The sequence below is a fragment of the Pseudomonas sp. Teo4 genome (assembly GCF_034387475.1).
Lineage (GTDB): Bacteria > Pseudomonadota > Gammaproteobacteria > Pseudomonadales > Pseudomonadaceae > Aquipseudomonas.
This window is the reverse complement of sequence record NZ_JAXCIL010000006.1, coordinates 48759-67697: the sequence shown is the minus strand read 5'-3', so window position 1 is coordinate 67697 and position 18939 is coordinate 48759. Positions and strand designations below refer to the sequence as shown.

Below are 18939 nucleotides of genomic sequence, written 5' to 3'. Positions count from 1 at the left end.
ACGAATATCGGAGATGGTGAAGGACTCGGCGTGAACTTCAGCGATCATCAGTGCGGACATGACCGCAGTTAGCAGCAGACGTTTCATGAAGTCCTTTTATTCCAACTGGCAATAAACCACCCGCCGTACAGAAACGGCAGGTTCGCAATTGAGCGAATCTTTTATAGTCGACCCAGATCGTTGATCAGGGCGAGCAACATCACCCCTATGACCAAACTGATACCGATCTGGACCCCCCAACCTTGCACCCGATCCGACAGCGGACGACCGCGCGCCCACTCGACCAGGTAAAACAGCAAATGCCCCCCATCCAGTACCGGGATGGGCAGCAGGTTAAGAACCCCCAGGCTTATGCTCAGGTAGGCCAGGAAATTCAGGAAATCCCCCACGCCGGACTGGGCCGAAGCGCCCGCCACTTTAGCAATGGTTATCGGTCCGCTCAAGTTTTTTACCGAGAGCTCCCCGAACAGCATTTTCTTTAGCGATTCGAGGGTTAGCACGCTCATGTTCCAGGTGCGTGACAAGCCCTCGCCCACTGCTTCCAGCGGCCCGTAGCTGACTTCGCGAAGCATGTTGGCGGGCCATTCTGCCGCCTTTACCCCGGCACCCAGATAGCCACCGGACGCCTTGCCCTCACCCCGTAGGGCCAGGGTCACCGGCACATCCAGCGCAGCACCATCGCGCTCCACGCGCAGCACAACCTTCGCCTCGGGACGAGCGCGCACGGTGTCGACGACTTGTTGCCAGTCGCCCAGTGCAACGCCATCGAGGGCCAACAATTTGTCACCATTTTTGAGACCGGCGGCAGCGGCCGGCCCCTTGGGATCGATTTCAGCCAGAATCGGCGAAATGGCTGGGCGCCACGGGCGCAGGCCCAGGGACTGAATCGGGTCCGGCTCATCGGCACCCTTGAGCCAGCCATCGAGCTTGATAGCGTGCTGACGTTCGACCGTAGCCCCATCGTCGCGCACACCGACCTGCAGGGTGCCAGTCTCACCCAGACGCCGAACCAGTTGCAGATTGACCGCCGACCAACCATTGGTCGGTTTTCCGTCGACGGAAACGATTTCCTGACCGGCGACCAGGCCCGCCGAGGCTGCCAGACTACCGGACTCGACCGCACCGATGACCGGGCGCACCTGCTGGGTACCCAGCATGGCCAGCACCCAGAAGAAGAAAATGGCCAACAGGAAGTTGGCGATCGGCCCCGCCGCCACGATGGCGATGCGCTGGCGTACCGTCTTGCGATTGAACGACTGCTCGATCAGCGCCGGCGGCACTTCGCCCTCGCGCTCGTCGAGCATCTTGACGTAACCGCCCAGAGGAATAGCCGCCACCACGAACTCGGTGCCATGGCGGTCATGCCAGCGAACCAGCGGGGTACCGAAGCCCACGGAGAATCGCAGCACTTTGACGCCACAGCGCCGGGCCACCCAGAAGTGGCCGAACTCATGGAAAGTGACCAGCACACCCAAGGCTACCAGGGTGCCGATAATCATGTAGAGCGCTGTCATATCCATCTCCGAATGACGTTCAGCGGAACCTGGAGCAAGGCCTGCATCAGCGGCCGTGGCGCCTCAACCACTCACGGGATAGCTCCCGGGCGCGCTGGTCGGCGGCAAACACCGCATCCAGCGAAGGCAGCGACACCACCGGTTCCTGGTCAAGCACCTGTTCGATCATACCCGCGATTTCCGGGAAGCGGATACGCCGCTGGAGAAATGCCTCCACCGCCACTTCGTTGGCCGCATTGAGCACGGCGGGCGCACTGTTGCCCGCTTCGGCAGCCTGCCGCGCCAGGCGCAGGCAAGGGAAGCGTTGTTCGTCGGGCGCCTGGAAATCCAGACGAGCGATGGCAAACAGGTCCAGCGGAGCCACCCCGGAATCGATCCGCTCGGGCCAGGCCAGCGCATTGGCGATAGGCGTACGCATGTCCGGATTGCCCAACTGGGCCAGCACCGAACCATCGACATAATCCACCAGCGAATGGATCACGCTTTGCGGGTGCACCACCACTTCGACCTTGGCTGGCGCTGCGTCGAACAACCAGCATGCCTCGATCAGCTCCAGGCCTTTGTTCATCATGCTGGCCGAGTCCACGGAAATCTTGCGCCCCATGGACCAGTTCGGGTGGGCACAGGCCTGCTCCGGCGTAACATCAGCCAGAGCTGCCTGGGGAGTCTCGCGGAACGGACCTCCCGATGCGGTCAACAGGATGCGCCGCACCCCGACCTGAGCCAGCCCGCGGGCATAGTCACCTGGCAGGCACTGGAAAATGGCATTGTGCTCGCTGTCGATGGGCAGCAGCACGGCGCCACTGCGCCGCACGGCCTCCATGAACAGCGCGCCAGACATCACCAGCGCTTCCTTGTTGGCCAGCAGCACTTTCTTGCCTGCCTCGACGGCAGCCAAGGTGGGGCGCAAGCCAGCGGCGCCGACGATGGCAGCCATCACCGCATCGACTTCCGCTGCCGAAGCGACCTGGCAAAGGCCAGCCTCGCCCTCGAGCACTTCGGTGGTGCTGCCCGCTGCAGCCAGGCCTTCACGCAGGCGCACCGCACTTTCCGTATCCGGCACCACCGCATAGACCGGACGATGGCGCACACACAAGGCCAGCAACTCATCGATACGCGAATAACCGCTGAGGGCGAACACTTGATAGCGATCAGGATGGCGAGCGATCACATCCAGCGTGCTCAGGCCTATGGAACCGGTAGCACCGAGCACGGTAATGCGCTGCAGGGCACTCACATCACACCCCATTCGGCCGCCCACAGCAGCACTGCGAAAATCGGGATGGCGGCGGTCAGGCTATCGATGCGATCCAGCACACCGCCATGACCTGGCAGCAGGTTGCTGCTGTCCTTGATGCCAGAGCGACGCTTGAACATGCTCTCGGTCAGGTCACCCACCACCGAGGACATGACCACCACGGCCGCCCCGAGCAGGCCCAGGACGATCTGCCCGAAGCTCCAGTCTCGGCTCACGCCCACCGCCAGGGTAATGACCAGGCACAGGGCAAGACCACCATAGACGCCTTCCCAGCTCTTGCCTGGGCTGACCTGCGGGGCCAGCTTGCGCTTGCCGAAAGCACGACCCGAGAAGTACGCACCGATATCAGCTGCCCACACCAGCACCATGACCGACAGGATCAACCAGTTACCCAGCGGCCAATGCTTGAGCAAGACCAGCCCTTGCCAGGCCGGCAGCAGCACCAGCAGGCCGATCAGCAAACGGCAGGCGGCACTGGCCCAAAGCTCACTGCTGCGCGGGTAGGTGAGCACCAGCCAGGTGGCCAACCCCCACCAGATCACCGCAGCCCCCAGCACCCAGGGCGCGAGGTCGGGCATCAGGTAGAGCAGCATCAGCGCCCCGGCAACCACGGCGGCATAGGCGATGCGCAGTGGCTGGGCCATCAGCCCGGCCAGACGCGCCCACTCCCAGGCACCGAGGGTCACCACGAAGCCGATGAACAGGGCGAAATCCCCGCCGTTGAGCAGGAAAAACCCACCCAGCGCGACCGGCAGCAGGATCAGCGCAGTAATGATGCGTTGTTTAAGCATTAAGCACGAGCTCCAGCCTCGACCTGCTCGCTGGTCTTACCGAAGCGGCGCTGGCGCGAAGCGAAATCGGCCAACGCATTGCGCATGGCCTCGTGTTTGAAGTCCGGCCAGTAGAGGTCGGAGAAGTACAGCTCGGCGTACGCCAGCTGCCAAAGCAGGAAGTTGCTGATGCGATGCTCGCCGCCGGTGCGAATGCACAGGTCCGGCAAGGGCAGCTCGCCCGTCGCCAGGCAGGTCTGCAACAGGCCCGGGGTGATGTCCTCCGGCCGCAGGTGGCCGGCCTGGACTTCACGCGCCAGGCGCTGGGCAGCCTGGGCGATATCCCACTGGCCACCATAGTTGGCGGCGATCTGCAGGATGAAGCGATTGTTGCCCGCAGTCAGTGCCTCGGCTTCGCGCATGGCGGCCTGCAGCTCTGGATGGAAGCGCGAACGGTCACCAATGATGCGCAAGCTGATGTTGTTCTCGTTCAGGCGCTTGGCCTCGCGGCGCAGCGCCGAGAAGAACAGCTCCATCAGCGCACCCACCTCATCGGCCGGACGCTGCCAGTTTTCGCTGGAGAAGGCGAACAGGGTCAGCACCTCGACCCCGGACTGCGCACAGACTTCGATGACCGCACGAACGGCATCCACGCCCGCCTTGTGCCCGGCAACGCCGGGCAGCAGACGCTTCTTCGCCCAGCGATTATTGCCATCCATGATGATCGCGACGTGACGCGGCACCGAAGACGGTGCCGCCAACTTGGTCTTTTCCATTAAAAAACCTCGGCCTTAGACGGCCATCAGGTCCTTTTCCTTGGCTTTGAACGCAGCGTCGACTTCAGCGACGAACTTGTCGGTCAGCTTCTGGATCTCGTCAGCGGCGCGACGCTCTTCGTCTTCGCTGATTTCCTTGTCCTTGGTCAGCTTCTTCAGGTCGGCGAGCGCGTCACGACGCACGTTGCGGACCGCAACCTTGGCATCTTCGGCGACGCCGCTGGCCTGCTTGGTGTAACCCTTGCGGGTTTCCTCGGTCAGGGCTGGCATCGGCACACGGATGGTGGTGCCGGCGCTGGACGGGTTCAGACCCAGGTCGGAAGTCAGGATAGCCTTCTCGATAGCGGCGCTGAGATTCTTGTCGTGGGCGACGATCTTCAGGGTACGGGCGTCTTCGACGGTAATCGCAGCCACCTGGTTCAGCGGCATCTCGCTGCCCCACGCAGTGACCTTGACGCTGTCCAGGATGCTTGGGTGGGCGCGACCGGTGCGGATCGCCGCCAGGTTGCGACCCAGGGCCTCGATGGACTTGGTCATGCGCTCCTGGGCGTCTTTCTTGATGTCGTTGATCATGCTTCGCCTTCCTCGATCAAAGTACCTTCAGCGCCACCCACCACGATGTTCAGCAGGGCGCCAGGCTTGTTCATGTTGAATACCCGCAATGGCATCTTGTGGTCGCGGCACAGGCAGATTGCGGTCAGATCCATAACGCCGAGCTTGCGATCCAGGACCTCATCGTAGGTCAGGTGATCGAACTTCTCGGCATGCGGATCCTTGAATGGATCGGCAGTGTACACACCATCGACCTTGGTCGCCTTCAGCACCACATCAGCATCGATTTCGATGGCACGCAGGCAGGCTGCGGAGTCGGTGGTGAAGAACGGATTGCCGGTACCGGCGGAGAAAATTACCACATCCCCGGAGTTGAGGTGGCGAATAGCTTTGCGACGATCGTAATGATCGGTGACACCGACCATGGAAATGGCCGACATGACCAGTGCTGGGATGTTCGAACGCTCCAGGGCGTCGCGCATGGCCAGGGCGTTCATCACGGTGGCCAGCATACCCATGTGGTCACCGGTGACGCGGTCCATGCCGGCTGCGCTGAGCGCGGCGCCGCGGAACAGGTTACCACCGCCGATCACCAGGCCGACCTGAACGCCGATGCCAACCAATTGACCGACTTCCAGCGCCATGCGATCCAGCACCTTCGGGTCGATCCCGAAGTCTTCCGAGCCCATCAGGGCCTCGCCGCTAAGTTTGAGCAAAATGCGTTTATAGCGAGGTTGGCGACCACTCACCTGCTGAGCCATTGCGAGTCTCTCCTGCGGCGTACTTTAGAAAATTCCGTGCGGGCTGTTTACAGCCTGCTAACTGTAGCGTGGCACCGTTTTGGTGCCAGCAGAGACGAGTTCGATAAACCCGTCTCCGTTTTGACAAAGAGGCTGCGCGCGTGAGCGGGCAGCCTCTTTGGGGCGACAGACGAGTCTGTCTTACTGCTTGGCAGCAGCGACCTGAGCGGCAACTTCTTCAGCGAAGTTGTCGACTGGCTTCTCGATGCCTTCGCCGACTTTGAAGTAGGTGAAGGAAACGATTTCAGCGCCGGCTTTCTTGGCCAGCTCGCCAACCTTGACTTCCGGGTTCATGACGAAGGCTTGCTCGACCAGCGAAGCTTCGGCCAGGAACTTCGAGATACGACCTTTGATCATGTTCTCGACGATGTTCTCAGGCTTGCCAGCGATCTTGTCAGCGTTCAGCTGCAGGAAGACGCCTTTCTCGCGCTCAATGGCTTCGGCGGAAACTTCCGACGGCAGCAGGAACTCTGGGTTCGAAGCTGCAACGTGCATGGCGATGTTCTTGGCCAGCTCGACGTCGCCGCCTTTCAGAACAACGGCTGCACCGATCTTGTTACCGTGCAGGTAGGCACCGACAACGTCACCCTCAACGCGCACCAGGCGACGGATGTTGACGTTTTCGCCGCACTTGGCGACCAGAGCTTCACGAGCCGATTCGCGGGAAGCGATCAGCGGAGCAGCGTCGGTCAGCTTCTGAGCGAAAGCTTCTTCGATGCTTTCAGCAACGAAGTTCTTGAAGTCGTCTTGCAGAGCCAGGAAGTCGGTCTGCGAGTTCACTTCCAGCAGGACAGCGGCTTTGCCGTCGGTCTTGACGGCGATAGCGCCTTCAGCAGCGACGTTGCCAGCCTTTTTGGCGGCCTTGATGGCGCCCGAGGCACGCATGTCGTCAATGGCTTTCTCGATGTCGCCGCCGGCCTTTTCCAGGGCCTTTTTGCAATCCATCATGCCTTCGCCGGTACGCTCGCGCAGTTCTTTTACCAGCGCTGCAGTAATTGCTGCCATTTCAAAATCCTCTTGGAAAGTTTTTCAACCATTCCACCCGCTCGTCACGGGCGTTCAATTCTGCAAATCCACTGCTTTTATCATCAGCGGGCCCATGATGCGGGGCCATTGCTGACAGCAGGATTTCAAGGTGGCAAAAAGGGGGCCAAGCCCCCTTTTTGCGTGCCAAGTCAGACGCTAAGCGTCAATTACTCAGCAGCAGGTGCAGCCGCTTCTTCAGCGTAGACTTCGGTGCCGCCAGCAACGTTGTTGCGGCCGCGGATGACGGCGTCAGCCATCGAAGTCATGTACAGCTCGATGGCGCGAATGGCGTCGTCGTTACCTGGGATAACGAAGTCAACACCTTCCGGGCTGCTGTTGGTATCGACAACGCCGATGACCGGGATGCCCAGCTTGTTGGCTTCGGTGATAGCAATGCGCTCGTGGTCAACGTCGATCACGAACAGGGCATCAGGCAGGCCGCCCATGTCCTTGATACCACCCAGGCTGCGATCCAGTTTTTCCAGGTCGCGGGAACGCATCAGGGCTTCTTTCTTGGTCAGCTTGGCGAAGGTGCCATCTTCGGCCTGGGTTTCCAGGTCGCGCAGACGCTTGATCGAAGCACGGATGGTTTTGTAGTTGGTCAGCATGCCGCCCAACCAACGGTGGTCAACGTATGGCGAACCGCAACGAGCAGCTTGCTCGGCGACGATCTTGCCGGCGGAACGCTTGGTGCCGACGAACATGATCTTGTTCTTGCCCTGAGCCAGACGCTCTACGAACGCCAGAGCGTCGTTGAACATTGGCAGGGTTTTTTCCAGGTTGATGATGTGAATCTTGTTACGCGCGCCGAAAATGTACTTGCCCATTTTCGGGTTCCAGTAACGGGTCTGGTGGCCGAAGTGCACACCGGCCTTCAGCATATCGCGCATGTTGACTTGGGACATGATAGTTCCTTGATAAGTCGGGTTGGGCCTCCACGTATCCCAATGACCAACCCACGATTCCAAAGAAGCGGGGCACCCAGGCCATCGTGTCGACACGTGTGTGGGGTTAGAGCTTCCGAGGTCGTCCCCGAAAGCGGCGCATTTTATACCACAGACGGAGGGCGAACGGAACCCAGGGACGGTCTCGTCCGTCAGCGTTTTTTGCAGCACCCCGGCTTTCGGGCCAGAATGCCTTCTATAGACAGCAGGACGGCCGCCTTTATCCCGACCGATTGCCGCCCCGCTCTGGTAGAATCCGGCCTTTCCCGTTTGTTCGCGCCTTCAACGGCGCCGTAGAGAGCCTGCAATGACCGTCACCATCAAGACCGCAGAAGACATCGAAAAGATGCGCATCGCCGGCCGTCTGGCCGCCGACGTGCTCGAAATGATCGAAGAGCACGTCAAGCCTGGCGTCACCACCGAAGAGCTGGACCGCCTGTGCCACGACTACATCGTCAACGTCCAGCAGGCCATTCCGGCACCGCTGAACTACAAAGGCTACCCCAAGTCGATCTGCACTTCGATCAACCACGTCGTCTGCCACGGCATTCCCAACGAGAAGCCGCTCAAAGACGGTGACACCATCAACATCGACGTGACCGTCATCAAGGACGGCTACCACGGCGACACCAGCCGCATGTTCCATGTCGGCACCGTCGCCCCCTGGGCCGAGCGCCTGTCCAAGGTGACCCAGGAATGCATGTACAAGGCCATCGAGCTGGTCAAACCGGGCTGCCGCCTGGGTGACATCGGCGAAGTGATCCAGAAGCATGCCGAGAAGAACGGTTTCTCGGTGGTGCGCGAGTTCTGTGGCCATGGCATTGGCAAAGTGTTCCACGAAGAGCCGCAGATCCTGCACTACGGCAAGGCTGGCACCGGCATGGAGCTCAAGGAAGGCATGACCTTCACCATCGAGCCGATGATCAACCAGGGCAAGGCCGACACCAAGGTACTGGGCGACGGCTGGACCGCCATCACCAAGGACCGCAAGCTCTCGGCCCAGTGGGAACACACCCTGGTGGTCACCGCCACTGGCTACGAGATCTTCACCCTGCGCAAGGACGACACCATCTCGCGCACCTCGGCTTGAGCCCACACTAGGCAAACACTACGACAGGAACGCGACGCGATGCCCCAGGTGGATCCCGAGCTGTTCGACCGTGGCCAGTTCCAGGCGGAACTGGCCCTCAAGGCGAGCCCCATCGCCGCCTTCAAGAAAGCCATCCGCCAGGCCGGCGAGGTGCTCGACCGGCGTTTTCGCAGCGGCCGCGACATCCGTCGGCTGATCGAAGACCGCGCCTGGCTCGTCGACAACATCCTGCAACAAGCCTGGAACCAGTTCGACTGGGGCGACCAGAGCGGCATCGCCCTGGTTGCGGTGGGCGGTTACGGGCGCGGTGAGCTGCACCCGTACTCGGACATCGACCTGCTGATTCTGCTGGGCGCCGCCGAACACGAGCAGTACCGCGATGCCATCGAGCGTTTCCTCACCCTGTTGTGGGACATCGGCCTGGAAGTGGGCCAGAGCGTGCGCAGCGTCGATGAATGTGCAGAGCAAGCCCGCGCCGACCTGACGGTCATCACCAACCTGATGGAAAGCCGCACCATTGCCGGCCCCGAAACCCTGCGCCAGCGCATGCTTGAGGTCACCAGTACCGCACACATGTGGCCAAGCAAGGAATTCTTCCTGGCCAAGCGCGCCGAGCTCAAGGCCCGCCACCACAAGTACAACGACACCGAGTACAACCTCGAACCCAACGTCAAAGGCTCCCCCGGCGGCCTGCGCGATATCCAGACGGTGCTCTGGGTGGCGCGACGCCAGTACGGCACGCTGAACCTGCATGCCCTGGCCGGCGAAGGCTTCCTGCTGGAAAGCGAGAACGAGCTGCTGGCGTCCTCCCAGGACTTCCTGTGGAAGGTGCGTTACGCCCTGCACATGCTGGCCGGTCGCGCCGAGGACCGCCTGCTGTTCGACCACCAGCGCAGCATTGCCGCCCTGCTGGGCTACAGCGACGAGAACCCCAAGCGCGCCATCGAGCAGTTCATGCAGCAGTACTACCGGGTGGTGATGAGCATCAGCCAGCTGTGCGACCTGATCATCCAGCATTTCGAGGAAGTGATCCTCGCCGACGACGACAGCGGCGCCACGCAACCGCTGAATGCGCGCTTCCGCCTGCATGACGGCTACATAGAAGCGGTGAATGCCAACGTGTTCAAGCGCACACCGTTCGCCATGCTGGAAATCTTCGTGCTGATGGCCCAGCACCCCGAGATCAAGGGTGTGCGCGCCGACACCGTGCGCCTGTTGCGCGAACACCGTCACCTGATCGACGAAACGTTCCGTCACGATATCCGCAACACCAGCTTGTTCATCGAGCTGTTCAAGTGCGAAATCGGCATTCACCGCAACCTGCGGCGCATGAACCGCTACGGCATTCTTGGCCGCTACCTGCCGGAATTCGGCCTGATCGTCGGGCAGATGCAGCACGACCTGTTCCACATCTATACGGTCGACGCCCACACGCTCAACCTCATCAAGCACCTGCGCAAGCTGCAGTACACGCCGGTGTCCGAGAAATTCCCGCTGGCCAGCAAGCTCATGGGTCGCCTGCCCAAGCCCGAACTCATCTACCTGGCCGGCCTGTACCACGACATCGGCAAAGGCCGCCAGGGCGACCATTCCGAGCTGGGCGCGGTGGACGCCAAGGCGTTCTGCGAGCGCCACCAGCTCCCGGCCTGGGACAGCCGCCTGATCGTCTGGCTGGTGTTGAACCACCTGGTGATGTCCACCACCGCCCAGCGCAAGGACTTGTCCGACCCGCAGGTAATCAACGACTTCGCCCTGCATGTGGGCGATGAAACCCGCCTGGATTACCTCTACGTGCTGACCGTGGCCGATATCAACGCCACCAACCCGAGCCTGTGGAACTCCTGGCGTGCCAGCCTGCTGCGCCAGCTCTACACCGAAACCAAGCGCGCCCTGCGCCGAGGCCTGGAAAACCCGCTGGACCGCGAAGAGCAGATTCGCCAGACCCAGACGGCGGCACTGGACATCCTGGTGCGCGAAGGCACCGACCCCGACGATGTCGAGCAGCTCTGGTCGCAGTTGGGCGATGATTACTTCCTGCGCCATACCGCCGCCGACGTGGCCTGGCACAGCGATGCGATCCTGCAGCAGCCGGCCGACGGCGGGCCGTTGGTGCTGATCAAGGAAACCACCCAGCGCGAGTTCGAGGGCGGTACGCAGATCTTCATCTACGCCCCCGACCAGCACGACTTCTTCGCCGTGACCGTGGCGGCCATGTCGCAGCTCAACCTGAACATCCACGACGCGCGGATTATCACCTCGAGCAGCCAGTTCACCCTCGACACCTATATCGTGCTCGACAACGACGGCGGCTCGATCGGCGACAACCCGCAGCGGGTCAAGCAGATTCGCGATGGCCTGACCGAAGCGCTGCGCAACCCAGAGGACTACCCGACGATCATCCAGCGTCGGGTACCGCGCCAGCTCAAGCACTTTACCTTCGCGCCGCAGGTGACCATCCACAACGATGCCCAGCGTCCGGTGACCATCCTGGAAATCACCGCCCCCGACCGCCCCGGCCTGCTGGCACGGATCGGGCGGATCTTCCTGGAGTTCGACCTGTCGCTGCAGAACGCCAAGATCGCCACCCTCGGCGAGCGGGTGGAGGACGTGTTCTTCATCACCGACGCCGATAACCAGCCGCTGTCCGACCCGCAGCTGTGCAGCCGCCTGCAGGAAGCGATCGTCCAGCAGTTGCAGGCTGGCCAGGCCAGCGATGCCAGCCCCACCCGCGTGACCTTTTAACGATTGACGAGACCTTGCGCCGATGAATCATGCCTTGACCCAGCTGCAGCCCTACCCGTTCGAGAAACTCCGTGCCCTGCTGGGCAGCGTGAAACCGGCAGCGGACAAACGCGCCATTGCCCTGTCCATTGGCGAGCCGAAACACGAATCGCCAGCCTTCGTCGCCAAGGCCATGGCCGACAACCTCGACAAACTGGCGGTGTACCCCAGCACCATTGGCCTGCCCGCGCTGCGCCAGGCCATCGGCCAGTGGTGCGAGCGCCGCTTCGGCGTGCCAACCGGCTGGCTGGACGCCGACCGCCACATCCTGCCGGTCAACGGCACCCGTGAGGCGCTGTTCGCCTTCACCCAGGCCGTGGTCAACCGCGCCGACGACGGCCTGGTGGTCAGCCCCAACCCGTTCTACCAGATCTACGAAGGCGCAGCCCTGCTGGCCGGCGCCACGCCACACTACCTGCCCTGCCTGGAAGCCAACGGTTTCAACCCGGACTTCGACGCAGTGCCAGCCGAAGTGTGGAAGCGCTGCCAGATCCTGTTCCTGTGCTCCCCAGGCAACCCGACGGGCGCCCTGGTACCCATGGACACCTTGAAGAAGCTGATCGCACTGGCCGACGAGCACGATTTCGTGATCGCCGCCGATGAGTGCTACAGCGAGCTGTACTTCGACGAAGACGCCCCGCCACCCGGCCTGCTGACCGCCTGTGCCGAACTGGGCCGCAGCGATTTCGCGCGTTGCGTGGTGTTCCACAGCCTGTCCAAGCGCTCCAACCTGCCTGGCCTGCGCTCGGGCTTCGTCGCTGGCGACGCCTCGATCATCAAGCCTTTCCTGCTGTACCGCACCTACCACGGCTGCGCCATGCCGGTTCAGACCCAACTGGCCAGCATCGCGGCCTGGCAGGACGAGGCCCACGTGCGCGAGAACCGCGATCAGTACCGTGCCAAGTACGATGCCGTGCTGGATATCCTGCAGCCGGTGCTGGACGTGCAGCGTCCAGATGGCAGCTTCTACCTCTGGGCCAAGGTGCCGGGCAGCGACGCCGACTTCACCCGCGACCTGTTCGAGGCGCAGCATGTGACCGTAGTGCCGGGCTCGTACCTGTCACGTGAGGTCGATGGTGTGAACCCAGGCGCTGGCCGCGTGCGCATGGCGCTGGTTGCGCCGCTGGCAGAGTGCATCGAGGCGGCAGAGCGGATTCGCGAATTCCTGCAAAACCGCTGACGGGTGGGGGGCCGCTGTGCGGCCCACGCTCGCATTGACTTATGTAGCGCCATCCGGCAATGGCGCTAGCCAATGCTCTGGCTTCCACTCCAACCTGGAATCCAGAGCATGCTTGAAATCATCGGTCAACAGCATCAACTGCCCCTTGCTGCCGAATACTCCAGCCCCGCCGACCGCAGTCGCCAGAAACGCTCCATCGGCTTTGCTGACAAGTTCTGGCCGACGGGCAGCACCCTACGCATATCCTTCGTCAACGAGCCAGGCAAAGCCCTGAAGAATGCGATCTTCGAGGCGGCGTGCACATGGCTGCCATTCGTCAACCTACAGTTCAAGCTCGTCGAAGACGACCTCTTTGAAGCTGAGATAAAGATCCACACCGGTGGCGATCCAAGTCAAAACCACTCCATGTATGGCACGGAGTCCCGAAAGGCTGCCGGAGCATCAATGGTGCTAGGCGTAACGCCAGACATGGACAGCTTCGAATACACCGTGATCCATGAGTTCGGCCACGCTTTGGGTATGCAGCATGAACACCAGCATCCAGAAGCCGACATACCCTGGGACATCCCAAAGGTTTACGCCTATTACGCAGCCAAAGGCCATGACCAGGAAACGGTCGATGAGTCCGTACTGGGCAAAAGCGATGATCCGCACATGAAAATCACCCCTTATGACCGCAACTCGATCATGCATTACCCGATAGACCAAGCGCTGACCCTGGGGGATTGGGAGGTCGGCATCAACCGGCAGATCAGCGAGAAGGACAAGGCCTTCATGCGCATGATCTACCCAAAGAGCTGATCACCTGACCTGCCCCAGGTTCGCTTCGCTCAAATCCAGCTCGCCCAGCACTTGGCGGACCACTTCGTCGCCCACCAGGTGCTGGCGATGCAGGTTGTACAACTCCAACCGCTGCGCCCGCAGCGCCCGCAAGCGCAAGCGCCGCTCCAGCAAGTCCATCTGCTCGGCCAGGGCTCTGGCCTCGGCGGTGTCGTTGTAGCTGTTCAATTCATCCCGATATTCAGCCATCAACCGTGCCTTGAGCTCGGTAGCCAAGGTCGCTTGCGCGGCATCCTGCGGAGCGCTGGTATCGATCACCTCTTCGGCCTCCAAGGCATGGATGGCGGCCTCAGCGGTGCGGCGCCAGGCTTCCTGGACCTCCTGATGAAGGCGCTCGTCAGGCGTTTTGGTTACGCCACGCAGCAAGAAGGGCAACGCAACACAGGCCGTGATCAATGACAGCAGAATGACACCGGCGGCAATGAAGATCAGCAGGTCACGCTCTGGGAAGGCCTTGCCCGCCCCGATCAGCAGCGGGATCGACATCACACCGGCCAGCGTCACTGCCCCTCGCACACCGCCCAGCGTCAGCAACCAGCAGGAGCGCGCGGTCGGCAACAGCACCAGCGCCGGTTTGCCGCGCCAGCGACGCACCACCCCCACGCCGCGCCAGATGCTTTGCACCCAGATGAAACGCAGCAGGATCAACGCCCCGAAAATGGCCAGGACATCCAGGCAGCGCCAGGCCAGGGTCGGCCAAACCGTCGTCTCGTGGCTGACCACCGCCTTGATGATGTCAGGCAACTGCAGCCCCAACAGCAGGAAGATCAAGCCGTTGAAGGCGAACTCCAGCAGCGACCAGACACTGCGGTTGAGTAACCGGGTGCTGGTCTGGCGTGGCAGCAGGTCGAGCCAGCTCTGCATCATGCCAGCAGCCACGGCCGAGAGAATGCCGGACACGCCGAGGCGCTCGGCCAGCACGTAAGCGGCGAATGGCAGCAACAACATGAACACCACGTGAGTGGCCGGGTCATCCCAGCCACGAGCGATCATCCAGGTCCGCAGGCGACCGATCAGCCAGCTCAAGGCGACACCGACGGCCAGGCCACCCAAGGCCACCAGCACAAACGTGAAGCTGGCCTCGGTCAGCGAAAACACGCCGGTAATGGCCGCTACCAGCGCAAACTTGAAGGTCACCAGGCCTGAGGCGTCGTTCATCAGCGCCTCGCCCTGGAGCATGTGCATCAGCGGCGTGGGCAGGCGGTCCTGGGTAATCGCCGAGACGGCCACGGCATCGGTCGGCGACAGCACGGCGGCCAAGGCGAAGGCCACCGGCAACGGAATCGTCGGCAGCAGCCAGTGAATGAAGTAGCCCGCCCCAACCACGGTGAACAGCACAAGGCCCACGGCCAAGGCGACCACCGGCCCGCGAATGCGCCACAGCTCGCGCTTGGGCATACGCCAGCCATCGGCGAACAACAACGGCGGCAGGAACAAGAACAGGAACAGCTCAGGGTCCAGGGCAACATGCAGCCCGAGGGTCGGCCAGGCCAGCAATGCCCCCGCCGCGATCTGCACCAGTGGCAACGGCAACGGGATGACTCGCCCGACCAGTTTCGACACGCTTACCAGCGTCAGCAAAATGAGCACGGTGTAGGCTGACTGCATCCGTAAAGGCTTCCTTTGTGAACCAGAATCGACATCAGGGCGAAACATCGCCATTGAAACAATATGTTAGCGGCGACTGGCGATCATGGGCCGCTGCACGATAGTCGCAGGCGGGTGGTGAATATGTAACATGATGATTCTTAGATTTGGCTATCGCCCGGGTCCGTCCTGGGCCAGCGTAGTCGCCAATGGGTAGGCCGTGGCGACTGAGGTATGTCTGAGATCGAGCGCCGCCCGCGCGGCGCATCGCGAGCAAGGCTCGCTCCTACGTTTGTTTCGGGCCAGTTATGCCTGCGCGATTTGCGCGCGAACGCCCTGGCGCATGGCTTGATTTCGAGTCGTATACACAAGGCGGTCGCGCGCGCTTGTCACAGACGTTATTGGCCGTAAACAAACGTAGGAGCGAGCCTTGCTCGCGATGCGCCGCGCGGGCGGCGCTCGGTTCGTGCAGCACTGCAAAACTCAACTCATACCCCCGTGGCACTGAAAGGATCGTTCCCGCATAATCCCCCGACTGACTTTCGGAAAAATGGAGAGATTGGGGAAGCCTGTCATCCCCAATGCACACGATGACCTACACGCTCTACGGCATCAAAGCCTGCGACACCATGAAAAAAGCCCGCACCTGGCTTGAAGAACAAGCCGTCGGCTACGAATTCCACGACTACAAGACCCAAGGCATCGACCGCGACAGCCTGAACCGCTGGTGCGACGAGCACGGCTGGGAAACCATCCTCAACCGTGCCGGCACCACCTTCCGCAAGCTCGACGACGCCAGCAAGGCCGACCTCGACCAGGCCAAGGCCGTCGAACTGATGCTGGCCCAGCCGTCGATGATCAAACGCCCGGTGCTCGACCTTGGCGCACGTACGCTGGTTGGCTTCAAGCCTGACCTGTACGCCGCCGCACTGTCCTGAGCCCCTCCCCTATTTCGCACGAGGTAATCACATGTCCACTACCCTGTTCAGCCTAGCCTTCGGTGTCGGCTCCCAGAACCGCCAGGGCACCTGGCTCGAAGTCTTCTACGCCCAACCGCTGGTCAACCCCAGCGCCGAGCTGGTCGCCGCCGTTGCGCCGATCCTTGGCTACGAAGGTGGCAACCAGGCCATCGCCTTCACCAACGCCCAGGCTGCACAACTGGCCGAGGCCCTGAAGGGCGTCGATGCCGCCCAGGCCGCCCTGCTGACCCGCCTGGCCGAAAGCCACAAGCCGCTGGTCGCCACCCTGCTGGCTGAAGATGCCGCGCTGACCTCGACTCCAGAGGCCTACCTGAAGCTGCACCTGCTGTCGCACCGCCTGGTCAAACCACACGGCGTGAGCCTGGCTGGCATCTTCCCGCTGCTGCCGAACGTCGCCTGGACCAACCAGGGCGCCGTCGACCTGAGCGAACTGGCCGAGCTGCAACTGGAAGCGCGCCTGAAGGGCGAGCTGCTGGAAGTGTTCTCGGTGGACAAGTTCCCGAAGATGACCGACTACGTGGTCCCGGCCGGCGTGCGTATCGCCGACACCGCCCGCGTACGCCTGGGCGCCTACATCGGCGAAGGCACCACCATCATGCACGAAGGCTTCGTCAACTTTAACGCCGGTACCGAAGGCCCAGGCATGATCGAAGGCCGCGTCTCGGCCGGCGTGTTCGTCGGCAAAGGTTCGGACCTGGGCGGCGGCTGCTCGACCATGGGCACCCTGTCCGGTGGCGGCAACATCGTCATCAAGGTCGGCGAAGGCTGCCTGATCGGCGCCAACGCCGGCATCGGCATTCCGCTGGGCGATCGCAACACCGTTGAAGCTGGCCTGTACATCACCGCCGGTACCAAGGTGAACCTGCTCGACGAGAACAACGAGCTGGTCAAGGTGGTCAAGGCCCGCGACCTGGCCGGCCAGACCGACCTGCTGTTCCGTCGCAACTCGCTGAACGGCGCCGTGGAGTGCAAGACTCACAAGTCGGCCATCGAGCTGAACGAAGCACTGCACGCCCACAACTGAGAACCCTGCACGGTTTGAAGTGATAAGATCGGGTCTGGCGTAATGCCAGACCCGATTTTCATTCCAGGCCCCGCGAACATGTTCCAGCCCTCCCCCTGGCGTGCCGACTTCCCCGCCATCGCCGCTCTGCAACGGCAGCACCAGACCTACCTGGACAGCGCCGCCACCACCCAGAAGCCCCAGGCCCTGCTTGATGCCCTGAGCCACTATTACGGCCATGGCGCGGCCAATGTGCATCGTGCCCAACACCTGCCCGGCGCCCTGGCCACCCAGGCATTCGAAACCAGCCGCGACAAGGTCGCCGCCTGGCTCAATGCCGCCGACGCCCAGCAGATCGTGTTCACCCACGGTGCCACCTCGGCGCTGAACCTGCTGGCCTATGGGCTGGAGCACCGTTTCGAGGCGGGCGACGAAATCGCCATCAGTGCCCTGGAGCACCACGCCAACCTGTTGCCCTGGCAGCAACTGGTACGACGGCGCAACCTGCGCCTGGTGGTACTGCCGCTGGACGAGCACGGCCGCATCGACCTGGACCAGGCACTGCAGTTGATCGGGCCCCGCACCCGGGTGCTGGCGGTCAGTCAGCTCTCCAACGTGCTGGGCACTTGGCAACCGCTACCGGCCCTGCTCGCCCATGCCCGCGCCCAAGGCGCAGTTACCGTGGTCGACGGCGCGCAAGGGGTGGTCCACGGCCGCCATGACGTGCAACAGCTGGGCTGCGACTTCTATGTGTTCTCCAGCCACAAGCTTTATGGTCCGGAAGGGGTCGGCGTGCTCTATGGCCAGCGCCAGGCCCTCGACCTGCTGCGCCACTGGCAGTTCGGCGGCGAGATGGTGCAAATGGCTGATTACCAGAGCGCCAGTTTCCGTCCGGCACCTTTAGGATTCGAAGCGGGTACGCCGCCGATTGCTGGTGTCATCGGCCTGGGCGCAACCCTGGACTACCTGGCCAGCCTTGACGTCCATGCCGTCGAAAACCATGAGGCGAGCCTGCACCAGCACCTGCTGCGAGGCCTGGCAGACCGCGACGGCATTCGTGTTTTGGGTACGCCCCAAGCAGCCCTGGCCAGCTTTGTGATTGAAGGTGTGCACAACGCTGATATCGCCCATCTGCTCACTGAACAAGGCATCGCTGTGCGCGCCGGCCATCATTGTGCAATGCCCTTGCTCAAGGGGCTGGGGCTGGAGGGGGCGATCCGGGTGTCGCTGGGTATCTACAACGACAGCGACGACCTGCAACGGTTCTTCGCTGCGCTCGATCAAGGCCTGGAGCTGCTGCGATGAGCCTGCCTGAACAAGCGCAACAGGCGCTGGACAGTTTCGAGCAGGCGCGCGGCTGGGAGCAGCGCGCACGCCTGCTGATGCAGTGGGGCGATCGCCTGGAGCCGCTGGAGGACGCTGACAAGACCGAGAGCAATCGGGTGCATGGTTGCGAGAGCTTGGTGTGGCTGGTGGCCAGCCAGGTCGACGGCCAATGGCGGTTCAAGGCTGCCAGCGATGCCCGGTTGTTGCGTGGATTGCTGGCGCTGCTGCTGGTGCGGGTTCAAGGGCTGTCCAGTCAAGACCTTGCCAACCTGGACTTGCGCGCCTGGTTCACCCAATTGGGCCTGGAGCGGCAGTTGTCGCCTTCGCGCAGTAACGGGTTACATGCGGTGCTGCAACGGATGGCTGAGTTGGCTCTGAATCTGCCTTGAACCCATCGCCGGCAAGCCGGCTCCCACAGGGTTACGCGACCCAGTGGGAGCCGGCGCAGCCTGCGATGGGCTGCATAGCAGCCCTAGTTCGCGATCATGCGAGGGCTTCGCCCTCGATCGCAG

At 62.4% G+C, this 18939-nt stretch carries 17 protein-coding genes and 1 pseudogene; 8 read left to right on the top strand and 10 right to left on the bottom strand.

The genetic code is table 11. The features are described from left to right. The 9 genes and pseudogenes from PspTeo4_RS30095 to rpsB all read right to left on the bottom strand — a co-directional run. A pseudogene (locus PspTeo4_RS30095) lies at positions 1–87 on the bottom strand (outer membrane assembly protein); the annotation flags it as partial. A gap of 74 nt (positions 88–161) precedes the next feature. Then, a complete protein-coding gene (gene rseP, locus PspTeo4_RS29525) occupies positions 162–1514 on the bottom strand; it encodes an RIP metalloprotease RseP (protein ID WP_322367128.1) in 1353 nt (450 codons plus the stop codon). A 46-nt stretch (positions 1515–1560) separates the two neighbouring features. Beyond that, positions 1561–2751, bottom strand: a complete 1191-nt coding sequence (gene ispC / locus PspTeo4_RS29520) for a 1-deoxy-D-xylulose-5-phosphate reductoisomerase (protein ID WP_322367127.1) — start codon at positions 2749–2751, stop codon at positions 1561–1563. Beyond that, positions 2748–3563: a phosphatidate cytidylyltransferase gene (locus PspTeo4_RS29515; protein ID WP_322367126.1), complete on the bottom strand. Its 816-nt coding sequence runs from the start codon at positions 3561–3563 to the stop codon at positions 2748–2750. Before PspTeo4_RS29515 ends, ispC begins: the two co-directional genes overlap by 4 nt. After that, the gene (uppS, locus tag PspTeo4_RS29510; RefSeq protein ID WP_322367125.1) at positions 3563–4318 is read right to left on the bottom strand and encodes a polyprenyl diphosphate synthase; all 756 of its coding nucleotides are present in this window, start codon (positions 4316–4318) and stop codon (positions 3563–3565) included. The genes PspTeo4_RS29515 and uppS overlap by 1 nt, the downstream gene beginning before the upstream one ends. Before the next feature lie 15 nt (positions 4319–4333). Continuing rightward, positions 4334–4891, bottom strand: coding sequence for a ribosome recycling factor (frr, locus tag PspTeo4_RS29505; protein ID WP_322367124.1), 558 nt, complete (start codon positions 4889–4891; stop codon positions 4334–4336). Beyond that, complete coding sequence (gene pyrH / locus PspTeo4_RS29500; RefSeq protein ID WP_023381972.1) at positions 4888–5631, bottom strand: UMP kinase; 744 nt, start codon at positions 5629–5631, stop codon at positions 4888–4890. The genes frr and pyrH overlap by 4 nt, the downstream gene beginning before the upstream one ends. 180 nt (positions 5632–5811) lie before the next feature. Beyond that, a complete protein-coding gene (gene tsf / locus PspTeo4_RS29495) occupies positions 5812–6675 on the bottom strand; it encodes a translation elongation factor Ts (protein WP_322367123.1) in 864 nt (287 codons plus the stop codon). 188 nt (positions 6676–6863) lie between these two features. Beyond that, a complete protein-coding gene (gene rpsB / locus PspTeo4_RS29490; protein ID WP_011535280.1) occupies positions 6864–7601 on the bottom strand; it encodes a 30S ribosomal protein S2 in 738 nt (245 codons plus the stop codon). Positions 7602–7947: 346 nt separating this feature from the next. Between rpsB and map the strand changes: the two genes are divergently transcribed. The 4 genes from map (at position 7948) to PspTeo4_RS29470 (ending at position 13492) form a co-directional block, all read left to right on the top strand. Continuing rightward, on the top strand, positions 7948–8730 hold the full coding sequence (gene map / locus PspTeo4_RS29485; RefSeq protein WP_322367121.1) for a type I methionyl aminopeptidase: 783 nt from the start codon (positions 7948–7950) through the stop codon (positions 8728–8730). A gap of 39 nt (positions 8731–8769) precedes the next feature. Continuing rightward, complete coding sequence (locus tag PspTeo4_RS29480; RefSeq protein ID WP_322367120.1) at positions 8770–11472, top strand: [protein-PII] uridylyltransferase; 2703 nt, start codon at positions 8770–8772, stop codon at positions 11470–11472. A 22-nt stretch (positions 11473–11494) separates the two neighbouring features. Continuing rightward, positions 11495–12691, top strand: coding sequence for a succinyldiaminopimelate transaminase (gene dapC / locus PspTeo4_RS29475; protein ID WP_322367119.1), 1197 nt, complete (start codon positions 11495–11497; stop codon positions 12689–12691). A 108-nt stretch (positions 12692–12799) separates the two neighbouring features. Beyond that, entirely contained in the window at positions 12800–13492 is a 693-nt protein-coding gene (locus PspTeo4_RS29470; protein WP_322367118.1) for a M12 family metallopeptidase, read from the top strand. Here PspTeo4_RS29470 and PspTeo4_RS29465 read toward each other — a convergent pair whose 3' ends face one another. Next, a complete protein-coding gene (locus PspTeo4_RS29465; protein WP_322367117.1) occupies positions 13493–15139 on the bottom strand; it encodes a Na+/H+ antiporter in 1647 nt (548 codons plus the stop codon). Between the two features lie 569 nt (positions 15140–15708). On the opposite strand from PspTeo4_RS29465, the gene PspTeo4_RS29460 reads away from it, so the two are divergent. From PspTeo4_RS29460 to PspTeo4_RS29445, 4 genes are all read left to right on the top strand, one after another. Further along, on the top strand, positions 15709–16056 hold the full coding sequence (locus tag PspTeo4_RS29460; protein ID WP_322367130.1) for an ArsC family reductase: 348 nt from the start codon (positions 15709–15711) through the stop codon (positions 16054–16056). 31 nt (positions 16057–16087) lie between these two features. Further along, a complete protein-coding gene (gene dapD, locus PspTeo4_RS29455; RefSeq protein ID WP_322367116.1) occupies positions 16088–17122 on the top strand; it encodes a 2,3,4,5-tetrahydropyridine-2,6-dicarboxylate N-succinyltransferase in 1035 nt (344 codons plus the stop codon). Between the two features lie 78 nt (positions 17123–17200). Further along, entirely contained in the window at positions 17201–18406 is a 1206-nt protein-coding gene (locus tag PspTeo4_RS29450; protein ID WP_322367115.1) for a cysteine desulfurase, read from the top strand. Next, a complete protein-coding gene (locus tag PspTeo4_RS29445) occupies positions 18403–18816 on the top strand; it encodes a SufE family protein (RefSeq protein WP_322367113.1) in 414 nt (137 codons plus the stop codon). Before PspTeo4_RS29450 ends, PspTeo4_RS29445 begins: the two co-directional genes overlap by 4 nt. Positions 18817–18939: the final 123 nt, after the last annotated feature.

Excerpts from the sequence above, each read along its gene's own strand:
- rseP (WP_322367128.1), bottom strand. The coding sequence starts at position 1,514 with ATGACAGCGCTCTACATGATTATCGGCACCCTGGTAGCCTTGGGTGTG.
- PspTeo4_RS29515 (WP_322367126.1), bottom strand. The coding sequence starts at position 3,563 with ATGCTTAAACAACGCATCATTACTGCGCTGATCCTGCTGCCGGTCGCG.
- uppS (WP_322367125.1), bottom strand. The coding sequence starts at position 4,318 with ATGGAAAAGACCAAGTTGGCGGCACCGTCTTCGGTGCCGCGTCACGTC.
- frr (WP_322367124.1), bottom strand. The coding sequence starts at position 4,891 with ATGATCAACGACATCAAGAAAGACGCCCAGGAGCGCATGACCAAGTCC.
- pyrH (WP_023381972.1), bottom strand. The coding sequence starts at position 5,631 with ATGGCTCAGCAGGTGAGTGGTCGCCAACCTCGCTATAAACGCATTTTG.
- tsf (WP_322367123.1), bottom strand. The coding sequence starts at position 6,675 with ATGGCAGCAATTACTGCAGCGCTGGTAAAAGAACTGCGCGAGCGTACC.
- rpsB (WP_011535280.1), bottom strand. The coding sequence starts at position 7,601 with ATGTCCCAAGTCAACATGCGCGATATGCTGAAGGCCGGTGTGCACTTC.
- map (WP_322367121.1), top strand. The coding sequence starts at position 7,948 with ATGACCGTCACCATCAAGACCGCAGAAGACATCGAAAAGATGCGCATC.
- PspTeo4_RS29480 (WP_322367120.1), top strand. The coding sequence starts at position 8,770 with ATGCCCCAGGTGGATCCCGAGCTGTTCGACCGTGGCCAGTTCCAGGCG.
- dapC (WP_322367119.1), top strand. The coding sequence starts at position 11,495 with ATGAATCATGCCTTGACCCAGCTGCAGCCCTACCCGTTCGAGAAACTC.
- PspTeo4_RS29470 (WP_322367118.1), top strand. The coding sequence starts at position 12,800 with ATGCTTGAAATCATCGGTCAACAGCATCAACTGCCCCTTGCTGCCGAA.
- PspTeo4_RS29465 (WP_322367117.1), bottom strand. The coding sequence starts at position 15,139 with ATGCAGTCAGCCTACACCGTGCTCATTTTGCTGACGCTGGTAAGCGTG.
- PspTeo4_RS29460 (WP_322367130.1), top strand. The coding sequence starts at position 15,709 with ATGACCTACACGCTCTACGGCATCAAAGCCTGCGACACCATGAAAAAA.
- dapD (WP_322367116.1), top strand. The coding sequence starts at position 16,088 with ATGTCCACTACCCTGTTCAGCCTAGCCTTCGGTGTCGGCTCCCAGAAC.
- PspTeo4_RS29450 (WP_322367115.1), top strand. The coding sequence starts at position 17,201 with ATGTTCCAGCCCTCCCCCTGGCGTGCCGACTTCCCCGCCATCGCCGCT.
- PspTeo4_RS29445 (WP_322367113.1), top strand. The coding sequence starts at position 18,403 with ATGAGCCTGCCTGAACAAGCGCAACAGGCGCTGGACAGTTTCGAGCAG.